Source organism: Streptomyces sp. NPDC018964 (assembly GCF_044390325.1).
GTDB lineage: Bacteria > Actinomycetota > Actinomycetes > Streptomycetales > Streptomycetaceae > Streptomyces.
Window position 1 is genome coordinate 1 of sequence record NZ_JBIRYZ010000043.1, and the last position, 21,427, is coordinate 21,427.

Annotated in this window: 19 protein-coding genes, 1 pseudogene and 1 CRISPR repeat array; of the genes and pseudogenes, 13 read left to right on the forward strand and 7 right to left on the reverse strand. The window is 67.4% G+C overall.

The window, feature by feature from the left end; translation table 11 throughout:
- Positions 1 to 757: 757 nt before the first annotated feature.
- The 7 genes from ACH5AO_RS36415 to ACH5AO_RS36445 all read left to right on the forward strand — a co-directional run bounded on the left by ACH5AO_RS36415 (position 758) and on the right by ACH5AO_RS36445 (position 10,945).
- Complete coding sequence (locus tag ACH5AO_RS36415; RefSeq protein WP_398932347.1) at positions 758 to 970, forward strand: hypothetical protein; 213 nt, start codon at positions 758 to 760, stop codon at positions 968 to 970.
- Between the two features lie 40 nt (positions 971 to 1,010).
- The gene (locus ACH5AO_RS36420) at positions 1,011 to 3,704 is read left to right on the forward strand and encodes a Helicase associated domain protein (RefSeq protein ID WP_398932349.1); all 2,694 of its coding nucleotides are present in this window, start codon (positions 1,011 to 1,013) and stop codon (positions 3,702 to 3,704) included.
- A gap of 344 nt (positions 3,705 to 4,048) precedes the next feature.
- Positions 4,049 to 5,350, forward strand: a complete 1,302-nt coding sequence (locus ACH5AO_RS36425; RefSeq protein ID WP_398932351.1) for a hypothetical protein — start codon at positions 4,049 to 4,051, stop codon at positions 5,348 to 5,350.
- A 435-nt stretch (positions 5,351 to 5,785) separates the two neighbouring features.
- Positions 5,786 to 6,973: an ABC-three component system protein gene (locus ACH5AO_RS36430; protein WP_398932353.1), complete on the forward strand. Its 1,188-nt coding sequence runs from the start codon at positions 5,786 to 5,788 to the stop codon at positions 6,971 to 6,973.
- A 28-nt stretch (positions 6,974 to 7,001) separates the two neighbouring features.
- Positions 7,002 to 7,487 carry a three component ABC system middle component gene (locus tag ACH5AO_RS36435; RefSeq protein WP_398932355.1) on the forward strand — a complete coding sequence of 162 codons (486 nt, stop codon included), beginning with the start codon at positions 7,002 to 7,004 and terminating at the stop codon, positions 7,485 to 7,487.
- A 4-nt stretch (positions 7,488 to 7,491) separates the two neighbouring features.
- Complete coding sequence (locus ACH5AO_RS36440) at positions 7,492 to 9,444, forward strand: DUF3732 domain-containing protein (protein ID WP_398932357.1); 1,953 nt, start codon at positions 7,492 to 7,494, stop codon at positions 9,442 to 9,444.
- Positions 9,445 to 10,405: 961 nt separating this feature from the next.
- Complete coding sequence (locus tag ACH5AO_RS36445) at positions 10,406 to 10,945, forward strand: GNAT family N-acetyltransferase (protein ID WP_398932386.1); 540 nt, start codon at positions 10,406 to 10,408, stop codon at positions 10,943 to 10,945.
- A 79-nt stretch (positions 10,946 to 11,024) separates the two neighbouring features.
- Here ACH5AO_RS36445 and ACH5AO_RS36450 read toward each other — a convergent pair whose 3' ends face one another.
- Together ACH5AO_RS36450 and istB (ACH5AO_RS36455) are read right to left on the reverse strand one after the other, a co-directional pair.
- The gene (locus ACH5AO_RS36450; protein ID WP_398932359.1) at positions 11,025 to 11,444 is read right to left on the reverse strand and encodes a hypothetical protein; all 420 of its coding nucleotides are present in this window, start codon (positions 11,442 to 11,444) and stop codon (positions 11,025 to 11,027) included.
- Positions 11,445 to 11,511: 67 nt separating this feature from the next.
- Entirely contained in the window at positions 11,512 to 12,282 is a 771-nt protein-coding gene (gene istB / locus ACH5AO_RS36455; protein WP_398932361.1) for an IS21-like element helper ATPase IstB, read from the reverse strand.
- Between the two features lie 96 nt (positions 12,283 to 12,378).
- Here istB (ACH5AO_RS36455) and istA point away from each other — a divergent pair.
- The 6 genes and pseudogenes from istA to ACH5AO_RS36485 form a co-directional block, all read left to right on the forward strand.
- Positions 12,379 to 13,494: pseudogene (gene istA / locus ACH5AO_RS36460) on the forward strand (IS21 family transposase); the annotation flags it as partial.
- 66 nt (positions 13,495 to 13,560) lie between these two features.
- A complete protein-coding gene (locus ACH5AO_RS36465) occupies positions 13,561 to 13,869 on the forward strand; it encodes a transposase (RefSeq protein ID WP_391664585.1) in 309 nt (102 codons plus the stop codon).
- Positions 13,866 to 14,789, forward strand: a complete 924-nt coding sequence (locus ACH5AO_RS36470; RefSeq protein ID WP_398932364.1) for an IS3 family transposase — start codon at positions 13,866 to 13,868, stop codon at positions 14,787 to 14,789. The genes ACH5AO_RS36465 and ACH5AO_RS36470 overlap by 4 nt, the downstream gene beginning before the upstream one ends.
- 98 nt (positions 14,790 to 14,887) lie before the next feature.
- The gene (locus ACH5AO_RS36475) at positions 14,888 to 15,130 is read left to right on the forward strand and encodes a hypothetical protein (RefSeq protein WP_398932366.1); all 243 of its coding nucleotides are present in this window, start codon (positions 14,888 to 14,890) and stop codon (positions 15,128 to 15,130) included.
- A complete protein-coding gene (gene istB, locus ACH5AO_RS36480) occupies positions 15,127 to 15,900 on the forward strand; it encodes an IS21-like element helper ATPase IstB (RefSeq protein WP_351656014.1) in 774 nt (257 codons plus the stop codon). Before ACH5AO_RS36475 ends, istB (ACH5AO_RS36480) begins: the two co-directional genes overlap by 4 nt.
- A 26-nt stretch (positions 15,901 to 15,926) precedes the next feature.
- Positions 15,927 to 16,523, forward strand: a complete 597-nt coding sequence (locus ACH5AO_RS36485; protein WP_398932368.1) for a hypothetical protein — start codon at positions 15,927 to 15,929, stop codon at positions 16,521 to 16,523.
- Between the two features lie 144 nt (positions 16,524 to 16,667).
- Here ACH5AO_RS36485 and ACH5AO_RS36490 read toward each other — a convergent pair whose 3' ends face one another.
- From ACH5AO_RS36490 to cas5e, 5 genes are all read right to left on the reverse strand, one after another.
- Entirely contained in the window at positions 16,668 to 18,029 is a 1,362-nt protein-coding gene (locus ACH5AO_RS36490) for a Mu transposase domain-containing protein (protein ID WP_398932370.1), read from the reverse strand.
- 169 nt (positions 18,030 to 18,198) lie between these two features.
- A CRISPR array of direct repeats spans positions 18,199 to 18,654; the repeat unit is 29 nt; unit sequence CGGAACACCCCCGCGTCGGCGGGGAGGAC.
- 17 nt (positions 18,655 to 18,671) lie between these two features.
- Positions 18,672 to 18,989 (reverse strand): type I-E CRISPR-associated endoribonuclease Cas2e, encoded by a 318-nt coding sequence (gene cas2e, locus ACH5AO_RS36495; RefSeq protein ID WP_398932372.1) that lies wholly within the window; start codon positions 18,987 to 18,989, stop codon positions 18,672 to 18,674.
- Complete coding sequence (gene cas1e / locus ACH5AO_RS36500) at positions 18,989 to 19,933, reverse strand: type I-E CRISPR-associated endonuclease Cas1e (RefSeq protein ID WP_398932388.1); 945 nt, start codon at positions 19,931 to 19,933, stop codon at positions 18,989 to 18,991. The genes cas2e and cas1e overlap by 1 nt, the downstream gene beginning before the upstream one ends.
- A gap of 56 nt (positions 19,934 to 19,989) precedes the next feature.
- Positions 19,990 to 20,643 carry a type I-E CRISPR-associated protein Cas6/Cse3/CasE gene (gene cas6e / locus ACH5AO_RS36505; protein ID WP_398932374.1) on the reverse strand — a complete coding sequence of 218 codons (654 nt, stop codon included), beginning with the start codon at positions 20,641 to 20,643 and terminating at the stop codon, positions 19,990 to 19,992.
- 44 nt (positions 20,644 to 20,687) lie between these two features.
- Positions 20,688 to 21,425: a type I-E CRISPR-associated protein Cas5/CasD gene (gene cas5e, locus ACH5AO_RS36510; protein WP_398932376.1), complete on the reverse strand. Its 738-nt coding sequence runs from the start codon at positions 21,423 to 21,425 to the stop codon at positions 20,688 to 20,690.
- Positions 21,426 to 21,427: the final 2 nt, after the last annotated feature.

Consider the following 21,427-nt stretch of genomic DNA (forward strand, 5'->3'; position numbering starts at 1 on the left):
CTCCCGCTCCGCGGGAGCGCTGGCAGGATGCTGCGCATCCTGCTCACCCGCCTTGCTGCGCAAGGCGGGTGACGTCCCGTCCGCTGCGCTCCCGGGACTGCCGGGCCTGCGGCCCCGTGGGGTGGCTTCCGCTGCGCTCCAGCCACTGGGGGCGCTGCGCGCCCTGGGGCCGGCCCCGCTGCGCGATGCCGTCAACGGGCCTTCGGCCCGGGCGGCGAGAGGGAGGGGTGGCCGGGGTGGGTGACCCTGCATCAGGTGATGCAGCATGTAGCATTGGCGAAAACACAGTAGGGGTGGAGTCATGACGTTCAGTGAGGGAATCCCTGGAGGGATTACACGTAGGGCTCAATATTTTATTGGGTGTCATGGTCACTGGACTGATCGTAGCGATATAGAGCAGTACAGGGCTCGGTGGATGGAGCATGGGATACCCGAGGCTCAGATCGACCGGGTGGCCGCCTTCGAGACTGTCTGGGGTGGCCTGGCTCTTCCCCCTGCTCCTCACTATGACGGAGGACCTCGAACGCTCAGCGGGGACGTACCCGAGGGGCCGGACCCTGACTGGCACTTCGGAGCCGGTGCGCAGCGTACGGCTCTTCCCTACTCGTTCGTGATCGGTCCGGGCGGGGAGTTCGGGCTTCATGCCGGGAAGTGGGTGCCGTTGCACGCCAGTGTTGAGGGGTGGGTGGAGGCTCTGGCTTTGGCAGATCACGCCCGTAGGTGTGCACGCACAACCACAATGTTGACGGGTGGTGCTGTGGACGACCTTGAGCTGGACGGGTTCGAGGCCGTGCCGGCGGTTGCCGGCCTCGCGGACACCTGGTGGCGCGGCAGCGATTCGCTGATCGCCGTCTACCGGGGCGAAGCCGAGGTCATGGACGCGCCGCAGTGCAAGACCGCCACCATCTACGCCGGACTCGACGAATGGGGACTTCGAGGACTCGACGACATCGTCAGACCTTCGAAGTAACCTCACCGCCTGAAATTGCGTCCGGGAAAGGGAAGTAGGAATGCAGGGAATCTTGCTCAGGGAACACCAGGTCGACCAGAAGACGGCCTTCCGTAAATGGGTGGGATTCCCTGCAAGATCATCTGTGCCTCGGCAGGGTGCCCGGGGCACGATCGTGTCCGCGACCGGATCGGGCAAGACGATCACCGCCGCCGCGTGCGCGCTGGAGTGCTTCCCGCGCGGGCGGATCCTCGTGACCGTGCCGACCCTGGACCTGCTCGTGCAGACCGCCCAGGCGTGGCGGCTGGTGGGCCACCGGGCGCCGATGGTCGCGGTGTGCTCGCTGGAGAGCGATGCGGTGCTCAACTCTCTGGGCGTGCGCACCACCACGAACCCGATCCAGCTCGCTCTGTGGGCCGGGTCCGGTCCGGTCGTCGTGTTCGCCACGTACGCCTCCCTGGTCGACCGCGAGGACCCGGAGGACCCCACGGGGCAGCGGAAGGTGCGGGGGCCACTGGAGGCCGCTCTGGCGGGCGGAGAGCGGCTGTACGGCCAGCAAATGAGCGGTTTCGACCTCGCCATCGTGGACGAGGCCCACTCAACCGCGGGAGAGCTTGGCAGGCCGTGGGCAGCGATCCACGACAACCAGCGGATCCCCACCGACTTCCGGCTCTACCTCACCGCCACCCCACGCATCCTCTCCTCGCCCCGGCCGCAGAGGGACGCCGGCGGCCAGGAGCTGGAGCTCGCGTCGATGGGCCAGGACTCCGCCACCTACGGGCCGTGGCTGGCCGAGCTCGGGCTCTCGGAAGCGATCGAGCGCGGCATCCTCGCAGGATTCGAGATCGACGTCCTCGAAATCCGCGACCCCTCCCCCGCCCTCGGGGAATCGGAGGAGGCACAGCGGGGCCGGCGCCTGGCGCTGCTACAGACCGCACTCTTGGAGCACGCGGCGGCGTACAACCTTCGTACGGTGATGACGTTCCACCAGAAGGTGGAGGAAGCGGCGGCGTTCGCGGAGAAGATGCCGGAGACCGCTGCCGAGCTGTACGTCAACGACGCCTCCGACGAGGGCCTGGCGGCCGCCGACAAGCTGCCGAAGTCCTCCATCGACGCGGAGTTCTACGAACTGGAGGCCGGCCGCCACGTCCCGCCGGACCGCGTGTGGTCGGCGTGGCTGTGCGGCGACCACCTCGTCACCGAACGACGCAAAACCCTGAGGCAGTTCGCAAACGGCATCGACACCGACGGGCGCAGGGTGCACCGGGCGTTCCTCGCGAGCTGCCGCGTGCTCGGGGAGGGCGTGGACATCACCGGCGAGCGGGGCGTGGAGGCCGTGTGCTTCGCCGACACCCGCGGCTCCCAGGTGGAGATCGTGCAGAACATCGGCCGCGCGCTCCGGCTCAACAAAAACGGCAGCACGAAGGTCGCCAGGATCATCGTGCCGGTGTTCCTGGAGCCCGGCGAGGACCCGACCGACATGGTCGCCTCCGCGAGCTTCAAGCCGCTCGTGGCCGTGCTCCAGGGCCTGCGCAGCCACGATGAGCGCCTGGTCGAGCAACTCGCCTCCCGAGCACTCACCAGCGGCAAGCGCACGGTCCACGTGCAACGTGACGAGGACGGGCGGATCATCGGGGCCGGCGAAGAGAGTGACGGCAAGGACCAGGCGCAGGACGGCACCAATGCCGCTGCCGAGTCAGCCCTGCTCCACTTCTCCAGCCCGCGCGACGCCGCGACCATCGCGGCCTTCCTGCGCACCCGGGTCTACCGGCCCGAGTCCCTGGTCTGGCTCGAGGGCTACCAGGCGCTGCTGCGCTGGCGGAAGGAACACGAGATCACCGGTCTCTACGCCGTGCCCTATGACGTAGAGGTCGAGGTGGGGACGACGAAGGCGTTTCCGCTTGGCCGATGGGTCCACCAACAGCGGAAAGCCCTGCGGGCCAGGGAGCTGGAGAAGCGGCGCAAGACGCTGCTGGACGCACCGGAGGCCGGGATGGTGTGGGAACCGGGTGAGGAGGCGTGGGAGAACAAACTCGCCGCGCTGCGGTCCTACCGGCAGGCCACCGGACACCTCGCACCCCGCCAGGACGCCGTCTGGGGCGAGGGCGAGGCGATGGTCCCGGTCGGCCAGCACATGGCCAACCTGAGGCGGAAGGGGGGCCTCGGCAAGGACCCCGAGCGGGCGGCAGAGCGCGCGGAGCAGCTGGCGGCGATCGACCCGGACTGGAACTGCCCCTGGCCGCTCAACTGGCAGCGCCACTACCGCGTCCTGGCGGACCTGGTCGACGCCGACGGCAGCCTGCCCGAGATCCAGCCCGGGGTGCTGTTCGAAGGCGATGACATCGGGCGGTGGCTGGAGCGGCAGAAGAACCCGGGCACCTGGGCGCAGCTCCTCCCCGAACAGCAGGAGCGACTGTCGAAGCTGGGCGTGCAGCCCGCTCAGCCCCCTTCTCCCGCCCCGGCAGCAGAGCGTGCGGCGAAGGGGCCGAGCAAGGCGCAGCAGGCGTTCCAGCGGGGCCTGGCGGCCCTCACGCAGTGGGTGGAGCGCGAGGGCGCCCGGCCCGTACCGAGGGGTCACAGCGAACAGATCAGGGTCAACGGCGAGACGGAGCCGGTGACCGTCAAGCTGGGCGTATGGACATCGAATATCCGCGCGAGGCGGGACAAGCTCACTCAGGAACAGCTGGGCGTGCTGCGGGAGCTGGGCATGGACTGGGCGGGCCCGGCACCGGCCGCCGAGGCCGCTCCGGAGTAGTCCGCCCCGCAGCCCGCGCCGTCGGCGGCTCCGAAGGACCGACCGGTCCGTCAGCACCACGAGGAGTGTGGTGAGGAACTATACGAGGACGGGAACTGCGCCTGCTGGTCCATCAAGCGGTTCGAGCTTACCTTCGAACGGGACGACTCCAATTGAGAGCTGTTGAACGGCTTCGGCCTCCCGTCTCACGGAGCGCCACCTCTCTCCCGGTCGGCCTTCCCCCGCCGCTCTTACCGCCTCGCCTTCTAGCTGCCCATCGGTGTTGCTGTTCGGGATCACCGCCGGAAAAGCGTGGCTGGTGGGTGCGTTGCGTCGATATTGTCGGCCGGCGCAAAGGGGGTTTTATGAGCACCAAGGTCGTGACTCTGCCGGAGAGCCCGAAGGGCGAGGAGCTCGAGGACTACATAGCCGCGCTGTTCCAGGCGTCCGGTCACTTCGTGGAGAAGCAGATCATCGAGTCGGATCCGTCCGACATCCTCGAACTCGACATCTTCGCGACCTACTACGGGCCCGAGGAGGCGGTGCAGCAGCTGATCGAGGTCAAGAGCGGGAAGTGGGGCTTCACCGACCTGTTCAAGGTCGTGGGGTGGATGGAGTACCTGGGCCTTGAGCGCGGGGCGTTCTTCATGACCCGGTGGGATGACCGCGAGTCCGCTCAGCGGAAGATGGAGCCCCTCGGCCTGGACGTCGTGTGCTTCGACGACTTCGGGGCCGCACCGCGACTGTTCACGGAGAAGGGATTCGGCTCCTTCACGGAACCGCGGCTCATCGGCCTGTGGCGGCACTCGTACGGAGTCGAGCGCAAGTTCGTCAAGCTGATCCACCAGAAGGAGCGAGCCGGCGCCGAAGGCGCCAAGGCCGCGAAGACCTATCACCGCCAGATCAACAACGGCACCTTCTTCGCCAGGGCCCCGGAGGAATCGCTGGCGCTGCTCTACGACGCGTACAGGGAGCACCCCAAGCTGGCCCTGGGCTACGCACGCGAAATCGACGGGGCCGGCTTCGACCCGCACACGCCCGCGAGCGACAGCCCGAGCTATAAGACGGCGCTCCGGAACGGCATGCATCCTGAGCTCCAGGCGTGCATGTACCTTGAGCACCGGGCGCGGCTGGCCATCCTCAAGGCCGCCGTGGACTACGCACTCGCGCATCCCGACGGCCCTCCCAAGTTCTCCGTGTCTGAGGACGGGAAGTCCTTCTTCTTCCAGGGGCTGACCTACCGCCTTCTGCCGGAGACGTTCCACGACGGCATCGCGTGGCTGCGAGAGCAGCCGAGCTTCCGGCGGTACGCGACCTTTTGGCAGCAGTTCCTCTGGGGATGGGGAGGGTTCTACCTCAAGGACAGGGCCGGGGAGGAGTTCGAGTGGATGGCGCAGTACTCTGGCATCCCTGCCGGTGAGATACCCACGGCCCTCGAGGCCTTCGACCGCTTCTTCCCGATCGCCGGCGGCTGGCTCACCACACCGGGCAGCACAGACATCCACATGCTCAAGATGGTGCCGTTCATCTTCCAGGGCATCGGCGCTCACCAGCGCCGCATCCAGTACAACCTGGTCGGCAACCTGTCCGCGCTCAAGCCGAGCGCCCCGTACACGATCCCCGATCTCGCGAGGCGCATCAGCTGCGCGGTCGACTTCCTGCTGTAGGCGGGGCACCCGGCCCATCCCCTGCCCCTCCATGAGGCCAAGGGCCGAGCCTCGAGAGCGGTCCGTACGACAGCAACGGTCCCAGACGAGGTGGCCTGGGACCACTGCTGTCATTCGGGCAGGGCGCCGCGGCGGGCTGGGCACGGTGGCGGCCTCAAACGGCGCTATGACCAGCTGTTCTCCGAAGGGCTGGAGCAGACTCGCGTGCATGTAGCGCGGCACGGTCACCTGACACTGGTGGCACTGGCGCATACCGGCGGCCGCGCCGGGGGCGGGTTCGATCGTGGGCGGTGGCTAACCAACTGGCGCACCGCCGCGGCATCGCTGACCGCCGAGCGTCAGTGATCAACACAAGAGAAATATCGTACTCGCATTCGATATTCGAGGTGGCATGGCGTCTGGACGGTGTGCCAGGGCGAGGGGAGACTGCACGGCATGGGAAAGGGTTCACACAGCGCCGCTCCGAATGCCATCGGCTACCAGCACCAGACTTGGTGGGCGCTGGTCGAGCTCCTGCAATCAGGGGCCGACAGACCGGATGCTGCCCTCAGCCTTGAGCTTTACGACGACGTCGCCTGGGAACAGAAGGGGACGGCCACCGAACTGCTGCAGGTCAAGCACCATATCGGGCAGCATCGGATGCTCACCGACGCCGCCACCGATGTCTGGCGCACCCTGAAGGTGTGGATGGACGAAGCCTCACCCGCGGACGCCAGCGGTCCCGCCCTCGCTCTGGTGACGACCGAGACGGCGGCCGACGCCACGGCTGTTGCCGCGCTACGCTCATACAGCCGCAACGAGGCGGAGGCACTGCGCCTGCTGGAGCACGTCGCGCGCACCTCGGAATCGAAACAGACCGCGTCGGCCCGGGCTCAATTTCTCGGCCTCGGCGATGCGGCGCGGCTGACGTTCGTCTCCCGGATTCGCGTCATCGACCGCTCACCCCACATCGAAGGGGTCGCCGACCAGGTCAAGAGGCACCTGCACTGGGCACTACCGCCCGGGCACGAGGACCTCTTCCTGGCCATGGTCTGGCGCTGGTGGGATGAAACCGCGCTTGCCCTGCTGCAGGGGCGGCAGCGCAGCGTCGACGTCGGAGAAGCGCAGGCCGCGATCGCCGACATCAGGGACCAATTCACCCGCGAGAACCTCCCCACCCTGGTCGAGCTGGCCGATGTGGACGCGCAAGACTTGGAACAGAAGTACCGCATGCACCCCTTCGTGCAGCAGATGCACTGGGTGGCATTCCCGCCGCGCAACCTGCAGAAGGCGATCGTCGACTATTACCGCGCCTACACCCACTCGGTCCGTTGGCTCCAGGAAGACCTCATCGGAGCCGTCGAACTGACACGCTTCGAGCATGAGCTCGTCGACGAGTGGGAGCGCGAGTTCGAGTGGATGCTGGACTCCCTCGACGAGGACGCCGGGGAAGCCGAGAAGAAAACCGCCGGAAAGGACCTGCTGCGCCAGCTCCTCAGCCGGACGGGTCTTACAGTGCGCTCACGCTACAACGACCCGCACTTCGCCCGCGGCCAGCGCCACATGCTCGCCGACACTGGCAAGATCGGCTGGCACGCCGACTTTGAGGCCCGCATCGCGCAACTGCTGAACGTCAACGCATGACCGCACCGCCGCTAGCAAGGAGTTCTGCATGACCGCCTGGAGCAGCCGCTCCCCGATCTCTGCCGTCATGTTCAACCCAGCGCTGATAGCGGCCGTCCTGGCCACGGCTGCCCAGGGCTTCGGCAAGGAGACGGAAAACGGTATGCCTTGGGCCCTGTCGTTCGTGGTGGCCCCAATGGTCCTGCACCAGCCCACCCGGCAGGCCCTGCCCGCCTCGACCAGGACGCACCTGGCCGCGTGGGCGGGCAAAAACCCCGTCGTGCGGGCAGGCTTCCCGGCCCGAGCCCAGGCACTGATGGAGCCCGTGAAGGAAGGAACGCGATTCGGCCTGGCCCACCGTGCTCTCGCCCTTGAGCCTGGGGGCCGCCTGAGGTCCGAATACCGCAGACCACGCGGCTTTAAAACCCCGGAAGAGCTCGACCAGATGCTCCGCAAAGCTGGCCTGGTGGGACGCTGGCTCGCCAAAGCGGACAGCCCCGCAACTGTCTTCGCTGTCTTGGGCGTGGCACCCTGAGTCGGTGCAACTGCTCGCGATCATTCTGTACAGCAGGACTGGGGAGCGACAGGTCCTGGAGTTCACACCCGGCGCCCTGAACGTGGTAACCGGCGACTCCAAGACCGGCAAGAGCGCCCTCCTCGAGATCGTCGAGTCCTGCCTGGGACGCGACACCCTGCAGATGCCAGTGGGCCCCATCACCAGCACCGTGTCCTGGTACGCCGCCCTGTTCCAGATGGAGGCCAGCCGTGCGTTCGTCGCCCGGCCCGCCCCCCGGCCGGGCAAGGCCTCGACCCAGCAGGCCATGCTTGCCTTCGGCGCGGACCTTGAGCCGCTCGACTACGAAGAGCTCGAGGTGAACTCGGACACCGACGCGGTTCGTGAGCAGCTCGGTCGGCGCATCGGCATCGAGGAGAACCTGCACGAACCGCCTGCCGGTTCGAACCGGCAGTCTGTAGAGGCCCACATCGGTCATGCGACTCTCTTGTGCCTGCAGCGCCAGAGCGAGATCGCCGACCCGGGATTCCTCTTCCACCGTCAGGGCGAGCAGTTCATGGCCCAGACGCTGAAAGACACGATCCCGTACTTCCTCGGCGCCGTCCCCCGCGACCAGGCGCTCAAGCGGGCGCAGCTCGCAGCCGCGCGACGCGAGGCTCGCGCGGCGGAGACCGCACACCGTCAGGCGCTCCAGGCCGCCGAAGCCGCCGAAGCCGGCCTCGCCGCACTGTGGCGTGAGGCATTCACCCTCGGCATGGTCGAGCCAGAACAACAGCCCGAGCGTGGCATCGCTCTATCCGCTCTGCACGCTGCGGTGACCGCCGGGCCGGTGCCAGCCGAGGCCGACCCGGAAACAGCCGCCCGCACAAACGCCCTGGAACGCGAACGCGACGAGCTGCGCGCTCGTCTGAGAAGTGTCTCTGCGGAGCGCGAACTCCTCTTGCAGCAGGATGTCTCGGCCACCGACTACGCCGGCGCAGTCCGCACGCAGACCGCGCGTCTGGCCAGTTTGAACCTCCTCGGTGTCCAGTCGAGCACCAACCTCGAAAGGTCCGCTACCTGCGCTCTGTGCGGCTCAGAACTGCCCGAGCCGGACCCGGCGGCCGACGAACTGCACCAGAGCCTGTTCCGCCTGCAAACCCAGCTACAGGGCGTCGAGGCAGCCAGGCCTGCCCGCCGAGCTGCCCTCACCCAGCTGGACGAGAAGGCCGATGACCTCCGCGTCCGGCTCCGCACGATCGAGAGCACCCTGCAGTCCCTTGTTTCCGCCCGGGCCGTCGCCGAGCAGCTCGCCGACACCTCCCGCCGCGACTTTATGCGCGGACGCATCCACGCCAGTCTTGCCGCGCTCCCGGCCGGCACGACCGAGGAAGTGGCCCGCCTGAAGCACCTGCTGGACAGGGCTCAGGCACGGGTCGCAGCGCTGACAGCCGAGCTCGACCCCAACGAAGAACGCGAACAGCTCACCTCACGTCTCGTCGCGATCGGCCAGGACATGACCGAATGGGCTGACAGGCTCCAGCTCGAGCACAGCGGACAGAGCGTACGCCTCGACCTCAGCCGCCTCACCGTCATCACCGACACGGAACAAGGACCCGCCCCGCTCTTCCGGATTGGCAGCGGCGAAAACTGGATCGGCTACCACGTCATCGTCCACCTGGCCCTGCACCGCTACTTCACCCGCCAGAGCAGGCCAGTCCCACGCATCCTGATGCTGGACCAGCCCACCCAAGGCTGGTACCGCTCGGAAGTCGACCAAGCCTCCGGTACCCCAGAGGACGACGCCGACCGGACTGCAGTCACACGGTTGTTTCGACTGATCTATGACGTGGCCCGCGAGCTTGCCCCCGACATGCAGATCATCGTCTCCGACCACGCCAACCTCGACGAGCCCTGGTTCCAAGAGTCGGTACGCCACAACTGGCGCGGCGGCCGCAAACTCATTCCGGCGGCTTGGATCGATGAGGCAGATCGGTGAGGTAGCTATCCAGCAGCGGGCGGGCAACTTGAGTGAGCTGGCTTCGAACCGTCCGGGCATCTGGCCTGGGTGCTGACGTCGTTCACGGCCAGACCCGGGATGCTGGCCGGGTACGGCAGGGCTGGGCGCGGTGGCGGGTGGGAGCGCTGGAGTGGGGGCCGATGGTCTTCGGCTGCCGGCTGTGTGCGGCCCGTCGCGGGGCGAGCGGACTTGCGGTGTGGGCATACCGACCGTAGTGGCGTCGGCTGTGCGCGAGCCATGGCCAGTGGCTACTGGACGTGAGAGACGGGCACGCGCTGCAGTGCCTGGAGCTGAGGGTTTTCACGGCCGGGGTGTGGCGGGCGCAGCGCTGCTGGTCGGCCCGTGCCGTCCCCGATGCGGGTGCGGTGGGTGGGGGAGGTGTTCGCGCTGGCGGGGGCGGTGATGTGCTGGTGGTGGGCGTAGGAGGCCGTGTGGGAGCGGGAGACGGTGTGGGCGGACCGGCCTGGAGCGGGTTGAGGGTGGCGACGGCGCAGCGGTCGCAGGCGCCGACGGGAGTGGGCCGGGAACGACGAAGCCGGCGCCCGTGTGACGGGTGCCGGCTCGGTGCGGGCAGGTCACGCGCCAACGTGAGCTCTGCCGGGTGTCCTTGTCAGCATCGGTTGCAGCCAGTAGCAGTTCAAGGACGGTCGCGGGCCGGGAAGACCGGCCTCGTGGTGTTCTGTGGTTCACCATCATTCATAGACAGGGGCTGTGGCAAGCCGAGCGTGGACGCGCATGAACCATCCCGGCGGCTGGTGATGAGAACCTTTGAAAATGGCCGGGGGTGCTCCTTGCCTCATTTGCTTGGTTTTTGAACTGTCTGGGGAAAATGGGGAGTGGAGAGCGGCCCTTGATTACCGCAACGGGTCTGCATGGCCTCGTTGGCTTGATCGGTCCGCGAGCCTTGATCGTTGCCGAGCCTGCTGATTGGTTGGTCGGCATGACTGAACTCGGACCCGTCGCCTGGCCGCCTGCCCCGATCAAGACTGAGCGGCTCGTGCTCCGAGAGCCTGAGGCCCGGGACCGTGCAGCGTTTATCGAGCTGCTGGCGTCGCCAGAGGTGCACGCCTATCTCGGCGGGCCCCGGTCGCGGGATGAGCTTGAGCGTGAGTTGCCTGGGGTCCCCGAGCGGTGGCCGGGGAGTTTCGTCGTTGATCTCGACGGAGCGATGATCGGCCAGATCCTGCTCAGGAGGGCAACGGAGCATCTTCGCCCGGCTGCTGTGGGCAAGGTTGATCTCGGCTATCTGTTCCTGCCGCCGGCGTGGGGATTCGGGTATGCCGCAGAGGCGTGCGCGGCGGCACTCGATTGGCTCGGCGGTGTCCTTCCCGGCGAACCGGTGGTGCTCGCCACTCAGACCGCCAACGTCGGTTCGATGCGTCTCGCGGCGAAGTTGGGGTTTACCGAGGTAGAGCGGTTCCGCGCCTGGGATGCCGAGCAGTGGCTCGGCTTGCGGTCTCCGATCGTGCCGTTTGCGTGAACTCGTGGACGAAGCCGCGTTGCGGGCCCGCCGACCGTCAGGTCGGCGGGCCCGGTGATCGGTGACGGTCAGTCGAAGTTCACTGGAAGCGTCTGAGCGGGACGATGTCGGTGACGCGGTTGGTGATCGTGGGGCGGGCGGCTTCCTGGGTGGCGAGCAGGGCGACGATCGTGACGGGCTGGTCGCAGTGCGGACAGTTCCGGACGGCCGTCGGTGCCAGGGGGTCGATGGTTCCGGGGGCCGCCGGCTGTGGGGCGGGCGGAAGGGCTCGGGGGTGTTCGCCGAGGCGTCGTGCTCGTTCTTCGTCGCGGGTTCGGTTGCGCTGTCTTTCCGATTCGCGACGACATTCGGGCGAGCAGTAGATCTGGCGGAGTCGGGGGTTGGCGGTGAAGATGCCCTCGCAGACTGGGCAGGTGTGTATGGCCAGGCCGGCGGGAGCGCGTCGGTGGGCGGCGCTCTTGCAGCGGGGGGAGCAGTAGATCTGTCTCGGGCTCGGCATGAACTCGCCTTTGCAAAATGGACAGTTGGCGCGTCTGGGGGCGAGTTGGTCGTCGTGGTGGGTGGGGTCAGGAGACACGTGCGTTGACTCCCTTGCGCATGGTGTCGGCCTGGTTCTGGTGGCCGCGGAGTCGGTAGGAGGGTCCGTCGATGCCGGCGACGGCGGCTCGGTGCAGGAGCCGGTCGAGCATGGCGGCGGCGACGGTGGCGTCGCCGAAGGCTCCGGCCCAGTCGGCGATCCCGACGTTGGTCGTCAGGATCGTGCTGGACTTGAGATACCTCTGGTTGATCACCTGGAACAGGGCCGAGGCTCCGTCTTCGGGCAGCGGCAGGTAGCCGAGCTCGTCAATGATCAAAAGCTTCGGGCCTGCGAAGAAGCGCATGCAGGTCTTCCAGCGGCCTTCGAGGGCGACCTTGTGGCACTTGGCTGCGAGTTCGGCGGCGGTGGTGAAGTAGACGCGGTGGCCGGCGTCGACGGCCGCTCGTCCGAGGGCGACGGACAGCATGGTCTTGCCGACTCCAGGAGGGCCGACGAACAGCACGTTGGAGGCGTCGTCGAGGAAGCGCAAGGTGGCCAGGTCGCGGATCAGCTTCTCGTCGACACCGGGCTGGGCGGCGAAGTCGAAGTCGGCCAGGGTCCAGGGCTCGGGCAGGCAGGCGAACCGTTCCCGGGCGGCGAGTTTGCGGGCTTCGGTGGCTTCGACCTCGATCTCCAGGAGCCGTTCCAAGGCTGCGGTCAGTGACATCCGCTCGGTGCGGGCCTGGTCCAGGACCCTGTTCAACGCCTCGGCGGCGTCGTTGAGTTTGAGGTTGTCGGCGTACAAGTGAACGTGCACCACTGCGTACGGATGAAAGTGCACCGTTGTTGATGCGGTGAGGTTGGTGTCGCGCGAGTCTTCTGTCGTCCTGTTCGGGGTCGGTGGAGGGCGGCGAGAGTGGTCTTGGATCCGCATCGCTGGTTGGAGCTGAGGCGGTTTCGCGGTCTGTATGAGTCCGGCGCGATGAGCCTGCGGGAGATCGCGAAGGAGACCGGGCTCAACCGGCGCACGGTCGCCAAGTACCTGTCGGGCGAGACTCCGGTCGCGCCGCCGAGAAGGGCTCCCAACGGGCAGCCATACCGGCGGATCGTGGATGAGGTCGCGCCGTTGATCGACGCGATGTTGCGGGCCGAGATCCTGCTCAAGGGGGCCGTGATTCACGAGCGCCTGGTGGCCGAGTACGGGTTCACCGGCAGCTATCAGCGGATCAAGATGTACTTGCAGGAAGCCCGCCCGCGGATCGCGGAGGAACTGGGCATCAGTCCGAGTGAGTTGGCGGGGCTGCACCGCAGGTTCGAGGTGGTGCCCGAGGCCCAGGCCCAGGTGGACTGGGGTGACGAGGGCAAGATCCTCGCCCACGTCGGGATCCCGAAGGTCTACTCGTTCCACATGACGTTGTCCTACTCGCGCGACCCGTTCTGCTGCTTCACCACCAGCCAGGACCTGGCCACCTTCTTCGACTGCCACCGCCAGGCGTTCGCGCACTTCGGCGGGGTCCCGATGTCGATCGTCTACGACCGCACCAAGACGGTGGTCCGCCGGCACGTCGCACCAGGTGAAGCCGTTCCCCTGCATCCGGAGGCTGTCGCCTTCGCCGGGCACTACGACTTCGATCCCGACGTGCTGGCCGCCTACCGGCCCACAGGCAAAGGCCGGGTCGAGCGGCAGGTGCTGATCGTCCGCGAGCATGTCTTGGCTGGCCGGGCCTTCTCCTCGGTCGAGGAACTCAATGCCGCGTTCACCGCCTGGGTGCCGCTGCGGCGGGCGAAGGTGCATGGCACCCACGGCGAGGTCATCGGGCTGCGGGCGATCCGCGACCACATGGCCCTCCGCCCACTGCCGCAGACGCCCTATGTGGTCACTCAACGACACCTCCGCCACGTCGGCAAGGACTGCCTCGTCGCCTTCGACGCGAATCTCTACTCGGTGCCGGCCCGCAAGGTCCGCCCCCGTCAACTGGTCGAAGTCAGGGCCACGAAGTCCCAGATCATGCTGCATGCCACCGCCCCTGAGGTTCCCCCGAGATGCGGAGGGCGGTGACAGCAGGTCAGATAGGACTCACCGAGAGGAGCCCTGTTGATGCCTGCCCCAAGGAAGTACCCGCTGGAGTTGCGTGAGCGTGCGGTGCGGATGTACCGCGCCGCGGAGCCGAAGCCCGTGATCCGCCGTATGGCCGAGGAGATCGGTGTCCATCACGAGGCCCTGCGCGGCTGGATCCGCCAGGCCGAGGCTGACGCCGGCGAACGCGACGATCTGCTCACCAGCGATGAACGCGCCGAGCTGGCCGCGCTACGCAAGGAGAACACCCAGCTCAGGCGGTCGAACGAGATCCTGCGGACGGCCTCGGCTTTTTTCGCGGCACAGCTCGACCCGACCCGGCCCGGGTGACCGCGCTCTTCGACGAGCACGAGCACCTGGAGGTCGAGCCCACTCTCCGGGAACTGCGCATCCCCTCCTCCACCTACTACCGGTGGCGCCGGGCGGCGAAGGAGCCGTGCGAACGGCGCCGCCGGGACACCGAGCTGACCGGGCAGATCCAGCGGATCCACACCGACTCCGGCGGCATCTACGGCTCGCCCCGCGTGCATGCCGTCCTGAAAAGGGAAGGCGTCCTCGTCGGCCGCAAACGAGTCGAACGGCTCATGCGCGAAGCCGGTCTCGCCGGGATCAGCCCTCGCCGGACGGGCAAGGGCTTCACCCGCCGCGACCGGGACGCCGAACCCGCCCCCGACCTGGTCAGACGCGACTTCACCGCCGACGGACCGAACCGGCTGTGGGTCACCGACCTCACCATGATCCCCACCGGCGAGGGACCCTTGTGGCTGTCGGCGATCAGGGACGCGTTCTCCCGCCGGGTGGTGGCCTGGGAGACTGCCGCCCGCGCGGACGCCGACCTCGTACTGACCACCCTCGAGTACGCCCTCACCTCCCGCGAGGTCGAACCCGGGCAGTTGATCCATCATGCGGACCACGGCTGCCAGTACACGTCCGTGAAGCTGACAACACGCTTGATGAGAGCAGGAATTGAGGCATCAATGGGCTCCGTCGGGGACTCCTACGACAACGCCCTCGCGGAGAACCTCTGGATGCTCATCAAGACCGAGGGCCTGCGCGGCCGCACCTTCGTCACCCGGGCCGAGGCGAACCTCGCGCTCTTCGAGTACATCGACGGGTTCTACAACAGCCGGCGCATCCAGAAACGCCTCGACTACCTCAGCCCGGTCGAGTTCGAAGAGCAGCACTACGCCGAGCAGGCAGCGACCGAACGAGCGAACCTGAAACCCCGCCAACCTGCCCTGACCAGCTGATCAGCCCCTCCCGAGCAACGGGGGAACCTCACCCCGATCGCACTGGCGAAACCCTGCTGGCCGCCCACCCGCGGGCGGTCGGCCGAGGCGCCCGCATCGTGGATGAGGAGCACTGGGACGGCCTGCCCACGGGAGCCGGCCGCCGCGTCACAGCCAGCGATGGGAGCCTGCCCCGGCCCCGCCGGCAGAACACAGGTCCCGAATCCGGGCCGCTGGCGGCCCTGCTGAACCGGGCCGCGGTCACCCAGATCGAGGTCGGCCGCCGGCCTCTGTCGGTCTATGACGAACTGACCGGCACCCGCCCCTTCACCACCAAGCCGAGCGCGAAGGAATCGTCTTGAGCGAGCTGGTCTCCACCCGCATCCGCAACACAGCCGGCAAGCTGGGCCTGCCGCACCTGGCCGAGGCCCTGACCCAGTACGCTCAGCGGGCTGACGAGGCCAAGATGGGCTACCTCGACTTCATCGACCTGGTCCTCTCCGAAGAACTCGCCGTCCGTGAGGACCGCCGCTTCCGCACCGGTCTGCGGATCTCGAAGCTGCCGCACCACAAGACACTGGACGACTACGACTTCTCGTTCCAGCCCGAGCTTGACCCGCGCAAGGTCAAGGACCTCGCCACGTTGTCGTTCGTCGAGGCCAAGGCCAACGCTGCCCTGCTCGGGCCGCCGGGAGTGGGCAAGACGCATATCGCCGTCGCTCTCGCGGTCGCGGCCTGCCGGGCCGGGTACTCGATCTACTTCACCAGCCTCGACGACATGGTCCGCAACCTCAAGACCGCCGAGGGCGCCGGACGGCTGACCAGCAAGCTCGGCAGCTACCTCCGACCGGCGGTTCTCGTGGTCGACGAGGTGGGCTACCAGCCCCTCGAGCGCGCGGAGGCCAACCTGGTGTTCCAGGTCATCTCAAAGCGCTACGAAAAGGGATCGATCATCCTGACATCGAACAAGACCTTCAGCGAGTGGGGACAGGTGTTCGGTGACGAGGTTCTGGCCACCGCCATCCTCGACCGACTCCTGCACCACTGCGACGTGATCTCCATCAACGGCCCCAGCTACCGGCTCAAGAACCGGCTCGCTGCTATCGAGCGAGACCAGGAAAGCGCAGCCTAATAGTTCGTGTGGTCGACAATGAGCGCATGGACGTCCCTGAGCTGCTCGAATCAGCTTCTCTGCTTGTTCCGGAAGAGACCGCCACCGAGAACGACATCACGGTGCGAGACATCTGGGACTACCTCGTCCACGACGAGTGGGAGATCGCCCTGGGCCTGCTGGAGGAACTTGGGGACGGTCGCTCGCTCCCGCTGGCGTTCTGGGAGAAGCTCGCCGACGCGGCTGAGCAGCTCCGGCTTGAGCGGAGCGCGGCCTGGTGCCATTGGCGGTGCTCCGAGATTCGTCATGGCGTAATTCGGGCGGATCTGACGCTCCGTCCTGCTGCGGAGGCGCGACGCACCACGGCAATCTCCGGCGCCGGAGTTCTGCGACCCATGTGGGACATCGGACATCTCTCGCCCACCGGTGGACGTTCGGTCAGCATCGCCTCGCTTTGGGTTGAGGACATGCCCTATCTGGAGCCCGGCGGGCGAGCCACGGTTCGACTCGTGCCCCTCACTCCCTCCCACTGGACGCACCTCCAGCCCGGCCAGCAGATCGCGATGCACGAGGACCGAACCGTGGCCGGCACGGCAGTCATCCTGGAGGTTCATCGCCCTGCCACCGCCATGCCCGCAGGGTGACGTGACTGGCTCACAGCCTTTCTGCTGGTGCACGTATCTCCGTACTTGGTGGAGCACTCACAGGGGTACGCCGACAGAGGTAGGACAGGTGGCCTCTGAGCTGCTGGAATCGGCGGGCTTCACTCACCTGCATCGGTGACGTACTCACTCCGGACTCTCCTCCTGCTTCGGTGAGGGGACACTCCGCAGCCGGTCGGCCACGGCGGCATAGTGGTTCAGGTCGATCACGACCCGTTCGGCTGAACTGCCTACGGCCGGCCCTTCGCGCAGACGCTCGGCTTCGGCCAGAGCTGCGGCTGACGGCGGTTTGCGGACCTTGGTCTTGCAGGGAGCCCGGTCGGAGAACGACGACAGCACCGCCCTCTCCAGCGCGATGACGTGTCCGTCGTCCCGGACGGTCTGCCCGGCGCCTCGCGGGGCCCGGCGGTGGCAGGCCACGACGGCCCGGCCGGCGGTGACGATCCGCAGGTCGTCCTCGCCGAGCCGGTGCAAGACCTTGACCGTGACGCCGGGCAGGCCGGGCGGGACGGAGTAGAAGTTGCCGTCGAAGGCGACCAGGCTTTGCGGGCTGACGGTCCGCTCGACCTCCAGCTCGGCCGGGAAGGGCCGGACCGGAAGGTCGAGCAGGGGCTCGGCCGCGGCGAGCTCGCCGACGGTGGTGAGCGCTCCGTCGATCCGCCGGCGACGGTCGTCCATCCGGAGCGAGAGCTTGTCGACCCCGGACTGGGCCTGCACGACCGTGAGGCCGTCGGGAACCGTGCGCCACCAGCGTTGAGCCGCTGAGTGGTTGGCCTTCTCCACCACTCCCTTGCGGTTGCCGCGCCGGGGCGGGCAGATGTCCACCCCGACCCCGTAGTACTTGGCGACTGCGGCGAACGCCGCAGTGACCTGACCGCTGGAGGGATAGCAGACGGTGGCCATCCGGTCGAAGCGCCACCGGCGGGCGGTCCCGCCCAGCTTGCGCACAACATCGTCCAGGGCCTGGACCAGATGAGGGAAGTCCTCCGACTCCGCCAGCACTGCCCTCCACCGGCCCGAATGCGCGAGAGCTCCCACCAGCAGATGCGCGTGCCCACCCACCCCCCATCCCTCGGGTGGATCGGGCAGCTCCAGCCAGTCGAACTGGATCTCCTCACCCGGTGGATGCGCAATCACTGCGACGTTGCGGCCAGTCGAAGCATGGCAAGGCTCGCAGTGCGGACGGACGCGATAGCGACGAAGGGCGCGGGTGAACGTCGAGTACGCACCCTCATAGCCGAGCCCCACCACCTCGTCGAACAGCGTGGATGCCCACAGGTGCGGGTCGTCAGCGAGGCGCTGGCGGCAGTACGGAAGGAACGGCACGAACGCATCAGGCGGCTGACGCCGCTGGCCGGCGGTTCGCTCACCATTCAGATAAGCCCGGATCGTCTTGCGGTCCCGGCCCAGATGCCGGGCGATCGCCGAGATCGTCCATCCCTGCCGACGCAGTGCATGAGCATCCACGTCTTCCTCCCGCGTCAGCATCCAGGCCCCCGAACAGGCCGAACTAGCGCACGCAGGCTTTCCGGACCAACCACCAGATATGACGACACACCGGGCGAGATCACACGATGGATGGGGAGATCAACAGAGCAGGTTTGCCCCACCCCTTAGCAGCAAGTGGGGAGATTCAAGAAGCGCCATCAGTTTTGGGCGGAACACCCCCGCGTCGGCGGGGAGGACCCGGTCTGGAAGGCCTGCACCTCGACGAACACCGGAACACCCCCGCGTCGGCGGGGAGGACCTGGTCCGACTGGTCCGACACATCGCGGCGGTTGGAACACCCCCGCGTCGGCGGGGAGGACCGGGGGCCGAGGCATGTCCGGCACTCCAGAGACGGAACACCCCCGCGTCGGCGGGGAGGACGTTACGCCGCAGACCGAGCCGGCGCCTCGCTGCGGAACACCCCCGCGTCGGCGGGGAGGACTGGCGGCCCGGGTTGTCCAGCGGGTCGTGGAGCGGAACACCCCCGCGTCGGCGGGGAGGACCTGCGCGGTGGCGGTCGCCATGCGCGCACCTCCGGAACACCCCCGCGTCGGCGGGGAGGACTCCCGGGCGGCGGGCGTGGATCCCCTGAAGGTCGGAACACCCCCGCGTCGGCGGGGAGGACCCTTTCTGACCTGCATTTCAAGAGGGGGTTTGCATTTCCTTTACCTTCGATGCAGCGGTCATGCGGATCAGGGTAAGGCCATCGAAATCGACAGGGACCCGGCGGCGGGTTCCCGCAGTGCGGATGGCGTAGCCCTGTTCCGTAGGGGCGGGGTGGATGAGGAGGGCTGCGCCGTTGCCCACGACTTCGGTGACGGTGTGCCAGAGTTCGTCGCGGACGCGGGCTGAGACGCTGCCGACGAAGATGCCGGGTACTACTTCGCTGGTCCATCGACTGAGGGCGCCGCGCAGGTGGTCGGGGACCGCGGTGGTGGCAATGACGATCATGGAGGGCATCAGTTGCCTCCTTGGGCGTAGTTGACGCCTGCGGGGAGGGTTCCGGTTTTGGGGTCCCAGAGGTGGACCATGCGCACGTCACGTCGTTCGGAGTGTTCTTCGTCGGTGTCGTCGGGTGTGCTTGTGTGGGGTGGGGTCAGGAGGGACTGGACGTCCTGGACGATGCGGGGCAGGAGGCGTAGGAGTCGGAGGTCTTCGCGGAAGCGGCGGCGTGCTTCTTGTTCGGGGTTGTCGGAGTTGTGGAGGGCGAAGGCGAGGGGGAGTGTGATCTCGGTTTTGTAGAGGTCGGCGATGTCGTAGACGAAGGCGTGCTGGGTGCCGGTGTGGACGTAGCCGAGGGCTGGGGAGAGTCCGAGGGCGAGCAGGGCGGCGTGGACGATGCCGTACAGGCAGGTATTGGCGGCGGACAGGGCGAGGTTGACGGGGTCCTGGGTGTCCCATTGGTCGGGCCGGTAGTTGCGGCGGAAGCGTCCGATGCCGTGCTGTTGCGCGAGGATTTTGTAGAAGGCCTTCATGCGCTGGCCTTCCATGCCGCGGAGTTGGTCCAGGGTGACGGTTTGGGGTACGTCGGCGTCCTTGAAGCGCATCCGGTACATGCGGACGGCGACGTCGAGGCGGCGTGCCGGGTCGGCCCAGGTGGCGACCTGTTGTTCGAGCCAGTGGGTGGTGAGGGAGTCGGAGAGGATGCCCGCGTAGGTGCGGACGGCGCCGGCGCCGACGCAGACGACGCTGGTGCCGTGGCGGGCGAGGGTGGTCAGGGCCGGGGTGGTGATGGACACGCCCGGGCCCAGCAGTAGGCAGGACAGGGCGGCGGTGGGGATGTAGACGAGGTCGGTGCGCTGTTCGTCGACCTGGATCTGCGCGCACACGCCGGTGTCGTCCTGCACCACGCGGACCATGTCCAGGTAGAGGAAGGACAGGGAGTCCGCGACGCGGGGGAGCATGGCCAGGGTGGGGGCGGCCAGGCGCCTGCGCGCCTCACCGCCCCGCCGGGGCGCGCTCACGCGGTTGTTGCGGGGGCGAGGCTGAGCAGGCCGCAGCCGTAGGCCTTTCCTCTGCCTATGCCTTCTTCGACTCGGCGGCGCAGGAGCTCGGGGTCGCTGATGAGGGCGTTGCCCTCGAATCGGGTTCGGGCGTTGTGGATGCGCTGTTTTCCTTGAGCTTTTAGGCCACTTGCTGCGATTAGTCGGGTGGCGTGGACCGTGTCGATTTTCAGGCCTGATTGTTCGGCTTGGCGTTGCCACCATTCCGTTGCGGCTGGGCCGGTGAGCGCGACAACAGGTTTGAGGCCGTGTAGTTCTTGATTCGTTTTTCGGGGCTTGCGTACGGCGTTGGCGTCGATGCGGTAGCGGACCGGCAGTCCTGGGCGGAGTGCGTCGAGCAGGGGGTTGAGCGGCCTGGTGTCTGCTGTGCCGTAATCCGGCGGGATCAGGTTCAGGTCAGGTTGGGTGCGGCTCTGCAGGAGCAGGTAGGGCCCTTGGGGGGTTTCCTCTGCTCGGAAGAGGATGCCGAGTTGCTTGCGCGCCTGGTCGCCGAGGTTGTCCGGGAAAAGTTTCATTACCCGGTAGTGAAGTTCTACGGTGTTGCGGAAGTCGCGGCTTGCTTGGCGGTTGCGGGGGTCAGGGATGATACGGGTCAGCCAGATCGTGGTCATGATCAGTTTCGGTGTCCTGGTTTTCGGCGGGTTGCGCGGTGCACTCAGACGGTGCCGTCGTTGATCATTTCGGGTGTCAGGGGGACGTGGTTTATCTGTACTGCCCGAGGTGCGTAGGAGCGTTCCTGTTGGGTGAAGGAGAGGGGGTGGTCGTGGCGCAGCTCGATGTCCAGTGCCAGGGGGTCAGCGTCGACGATGGTGCGCAGCCATATGGGTGAGGAGGCGTGGGGTGGGGTGCGTCGGCCGGCAGCATGGATGCGGGGCTGGTTCTCCAGCCAGGGGTGGGTGCGCAGGGCGTTGCCGAGGGACTGTCTGGTGACTGGGTGGTGTTCGCCCGCGAGGCCTGGGCTGGGGATGGGCCGTGCCGGCACGAATGCCTTCCGGCCGAAGTAGAGCGGCCATCGTGGTGCGGTCAGGGCGGTGTGCAGTTGGTGCAGCAGCTGTGTGTCGTCTGATTCCATGCCGACGAGGAAGAGGGCGTCGGCCAAATAGAATCTTTTGGTCACTGCGGTGCGGTGGTTTTTGCCTTCGGTGTTGGGGACGTTTTGCACGGTGTGGAAGTCGGCTTCGAGTACGCCTTCCCGGTCGACGCGTACGCCCATGCGTAGCTGCGCCAGGTTCTTGATCTTTTCGTCGGCGTCTCGTGGGATGCCGAGGGCCGCGGCGAGGAGTCCGACGACGCCCGACTTGGTGGGTTCGGTTGCCGTGTCGCGGCTGGCGAACTGTGATCTGGTGCCCCAGGACTGCATGGGTGCGTCGAAGCACATCAGCAAAGTGGCCATGC

Bases quoted from the DNA above. Each gene is read 5' to 3' on its own strand.
- ACH5AO_RS36420 (WP_398932349.1), top strand. From the start codon at position 1,011: ATGCAGGGAATCTTGCTCAGGGAACACCAGGTCGACCAGAAGACGGCC.
- ACH5AO_RS36425 (WP_398932351.1), top strand. From the start codon at position 4,049: ATGAGCACCAAGGTCGTGACTCTGCCGGAGAGCCCGAAGGGCGAGGAG.
- ACH5AO_RS36430 (WP_398932353.1), top strand. From the start codon at position 5,786: ATGGGAAAGGGTTCACACAGCGCCGCTCCGAATGCCATCGGCTACCAG.
- ACH5AO_RS36435 (WP_398932355.1), top strand. From the start codon at position 7,002: ATGACCGCCTGGAGCAGCCGCTCCCCGATCTCTGCCGTCATGTTCAAC.
- ACH5AO_RS36445 (WP_398932386.1), top strand. From the start codon at position 10,406: ATGACTGAACTCGGACCCGTCGCCTGGCCGCCTGCCCCGATCAAGACT.
- ACH5AO_RS36450 (WP_398932359.1), bottom strand. From the start codon at position 11,444: ATGCCGAGCCCGAGACAGATCTACTGCTCCCCCCGCTGCAAGAGCGCC.
- ACH5AO_RS36465 (WP_391664585.1), top strand. From the start codon at position 13,561: ATGCCTGCCCCAAGGAAGTACCCGCTGGAGTTGCGTGAGCGTGCGGTG.
- ACH5AO_RS36485 (WP_398932368.1), top strand. From the start codon at position 15,927: ATGGACGTCCCTGAGCTGCTCGAATCAGCTTCTCTGCTTGTTCCGGAA.
- ACH5AO_RS36490 (WP_398932370.1), bottom strand. From the start codon at position 18,029: ATGCTGACGCGGGAGGAAGACGTGGATGCTCATGCACTGCGTCGGCAG.
- cas2e (WP_398932372.1), bottom strand. From the start codon at position 18,989: ATGCCCTCCATGATCGTCATTGCCACCACCGCGGTCCCCGACCACCTG.
- cas1e (WP_398932388.1), bottom strand. From the start codon at position 19,933: ATGCTCCCCCGCGTCGCGGACTCCCTGTCCTTCCTCTACCTGGACATG.
- cas6e (WP_398932374.1), bottom strand. From the start codon at position 20,643: ATGACCACGATCTGGCTGACCCGTATCATCCCTGACCCCCGCAACCGC.
- cas5e (WP_398932376.1), bottom strand. From the start codon at position 21,425: ATGGCCACTTTGCTGATGTGCTTCGACGCACCCATGCAGTCCTGGGGC.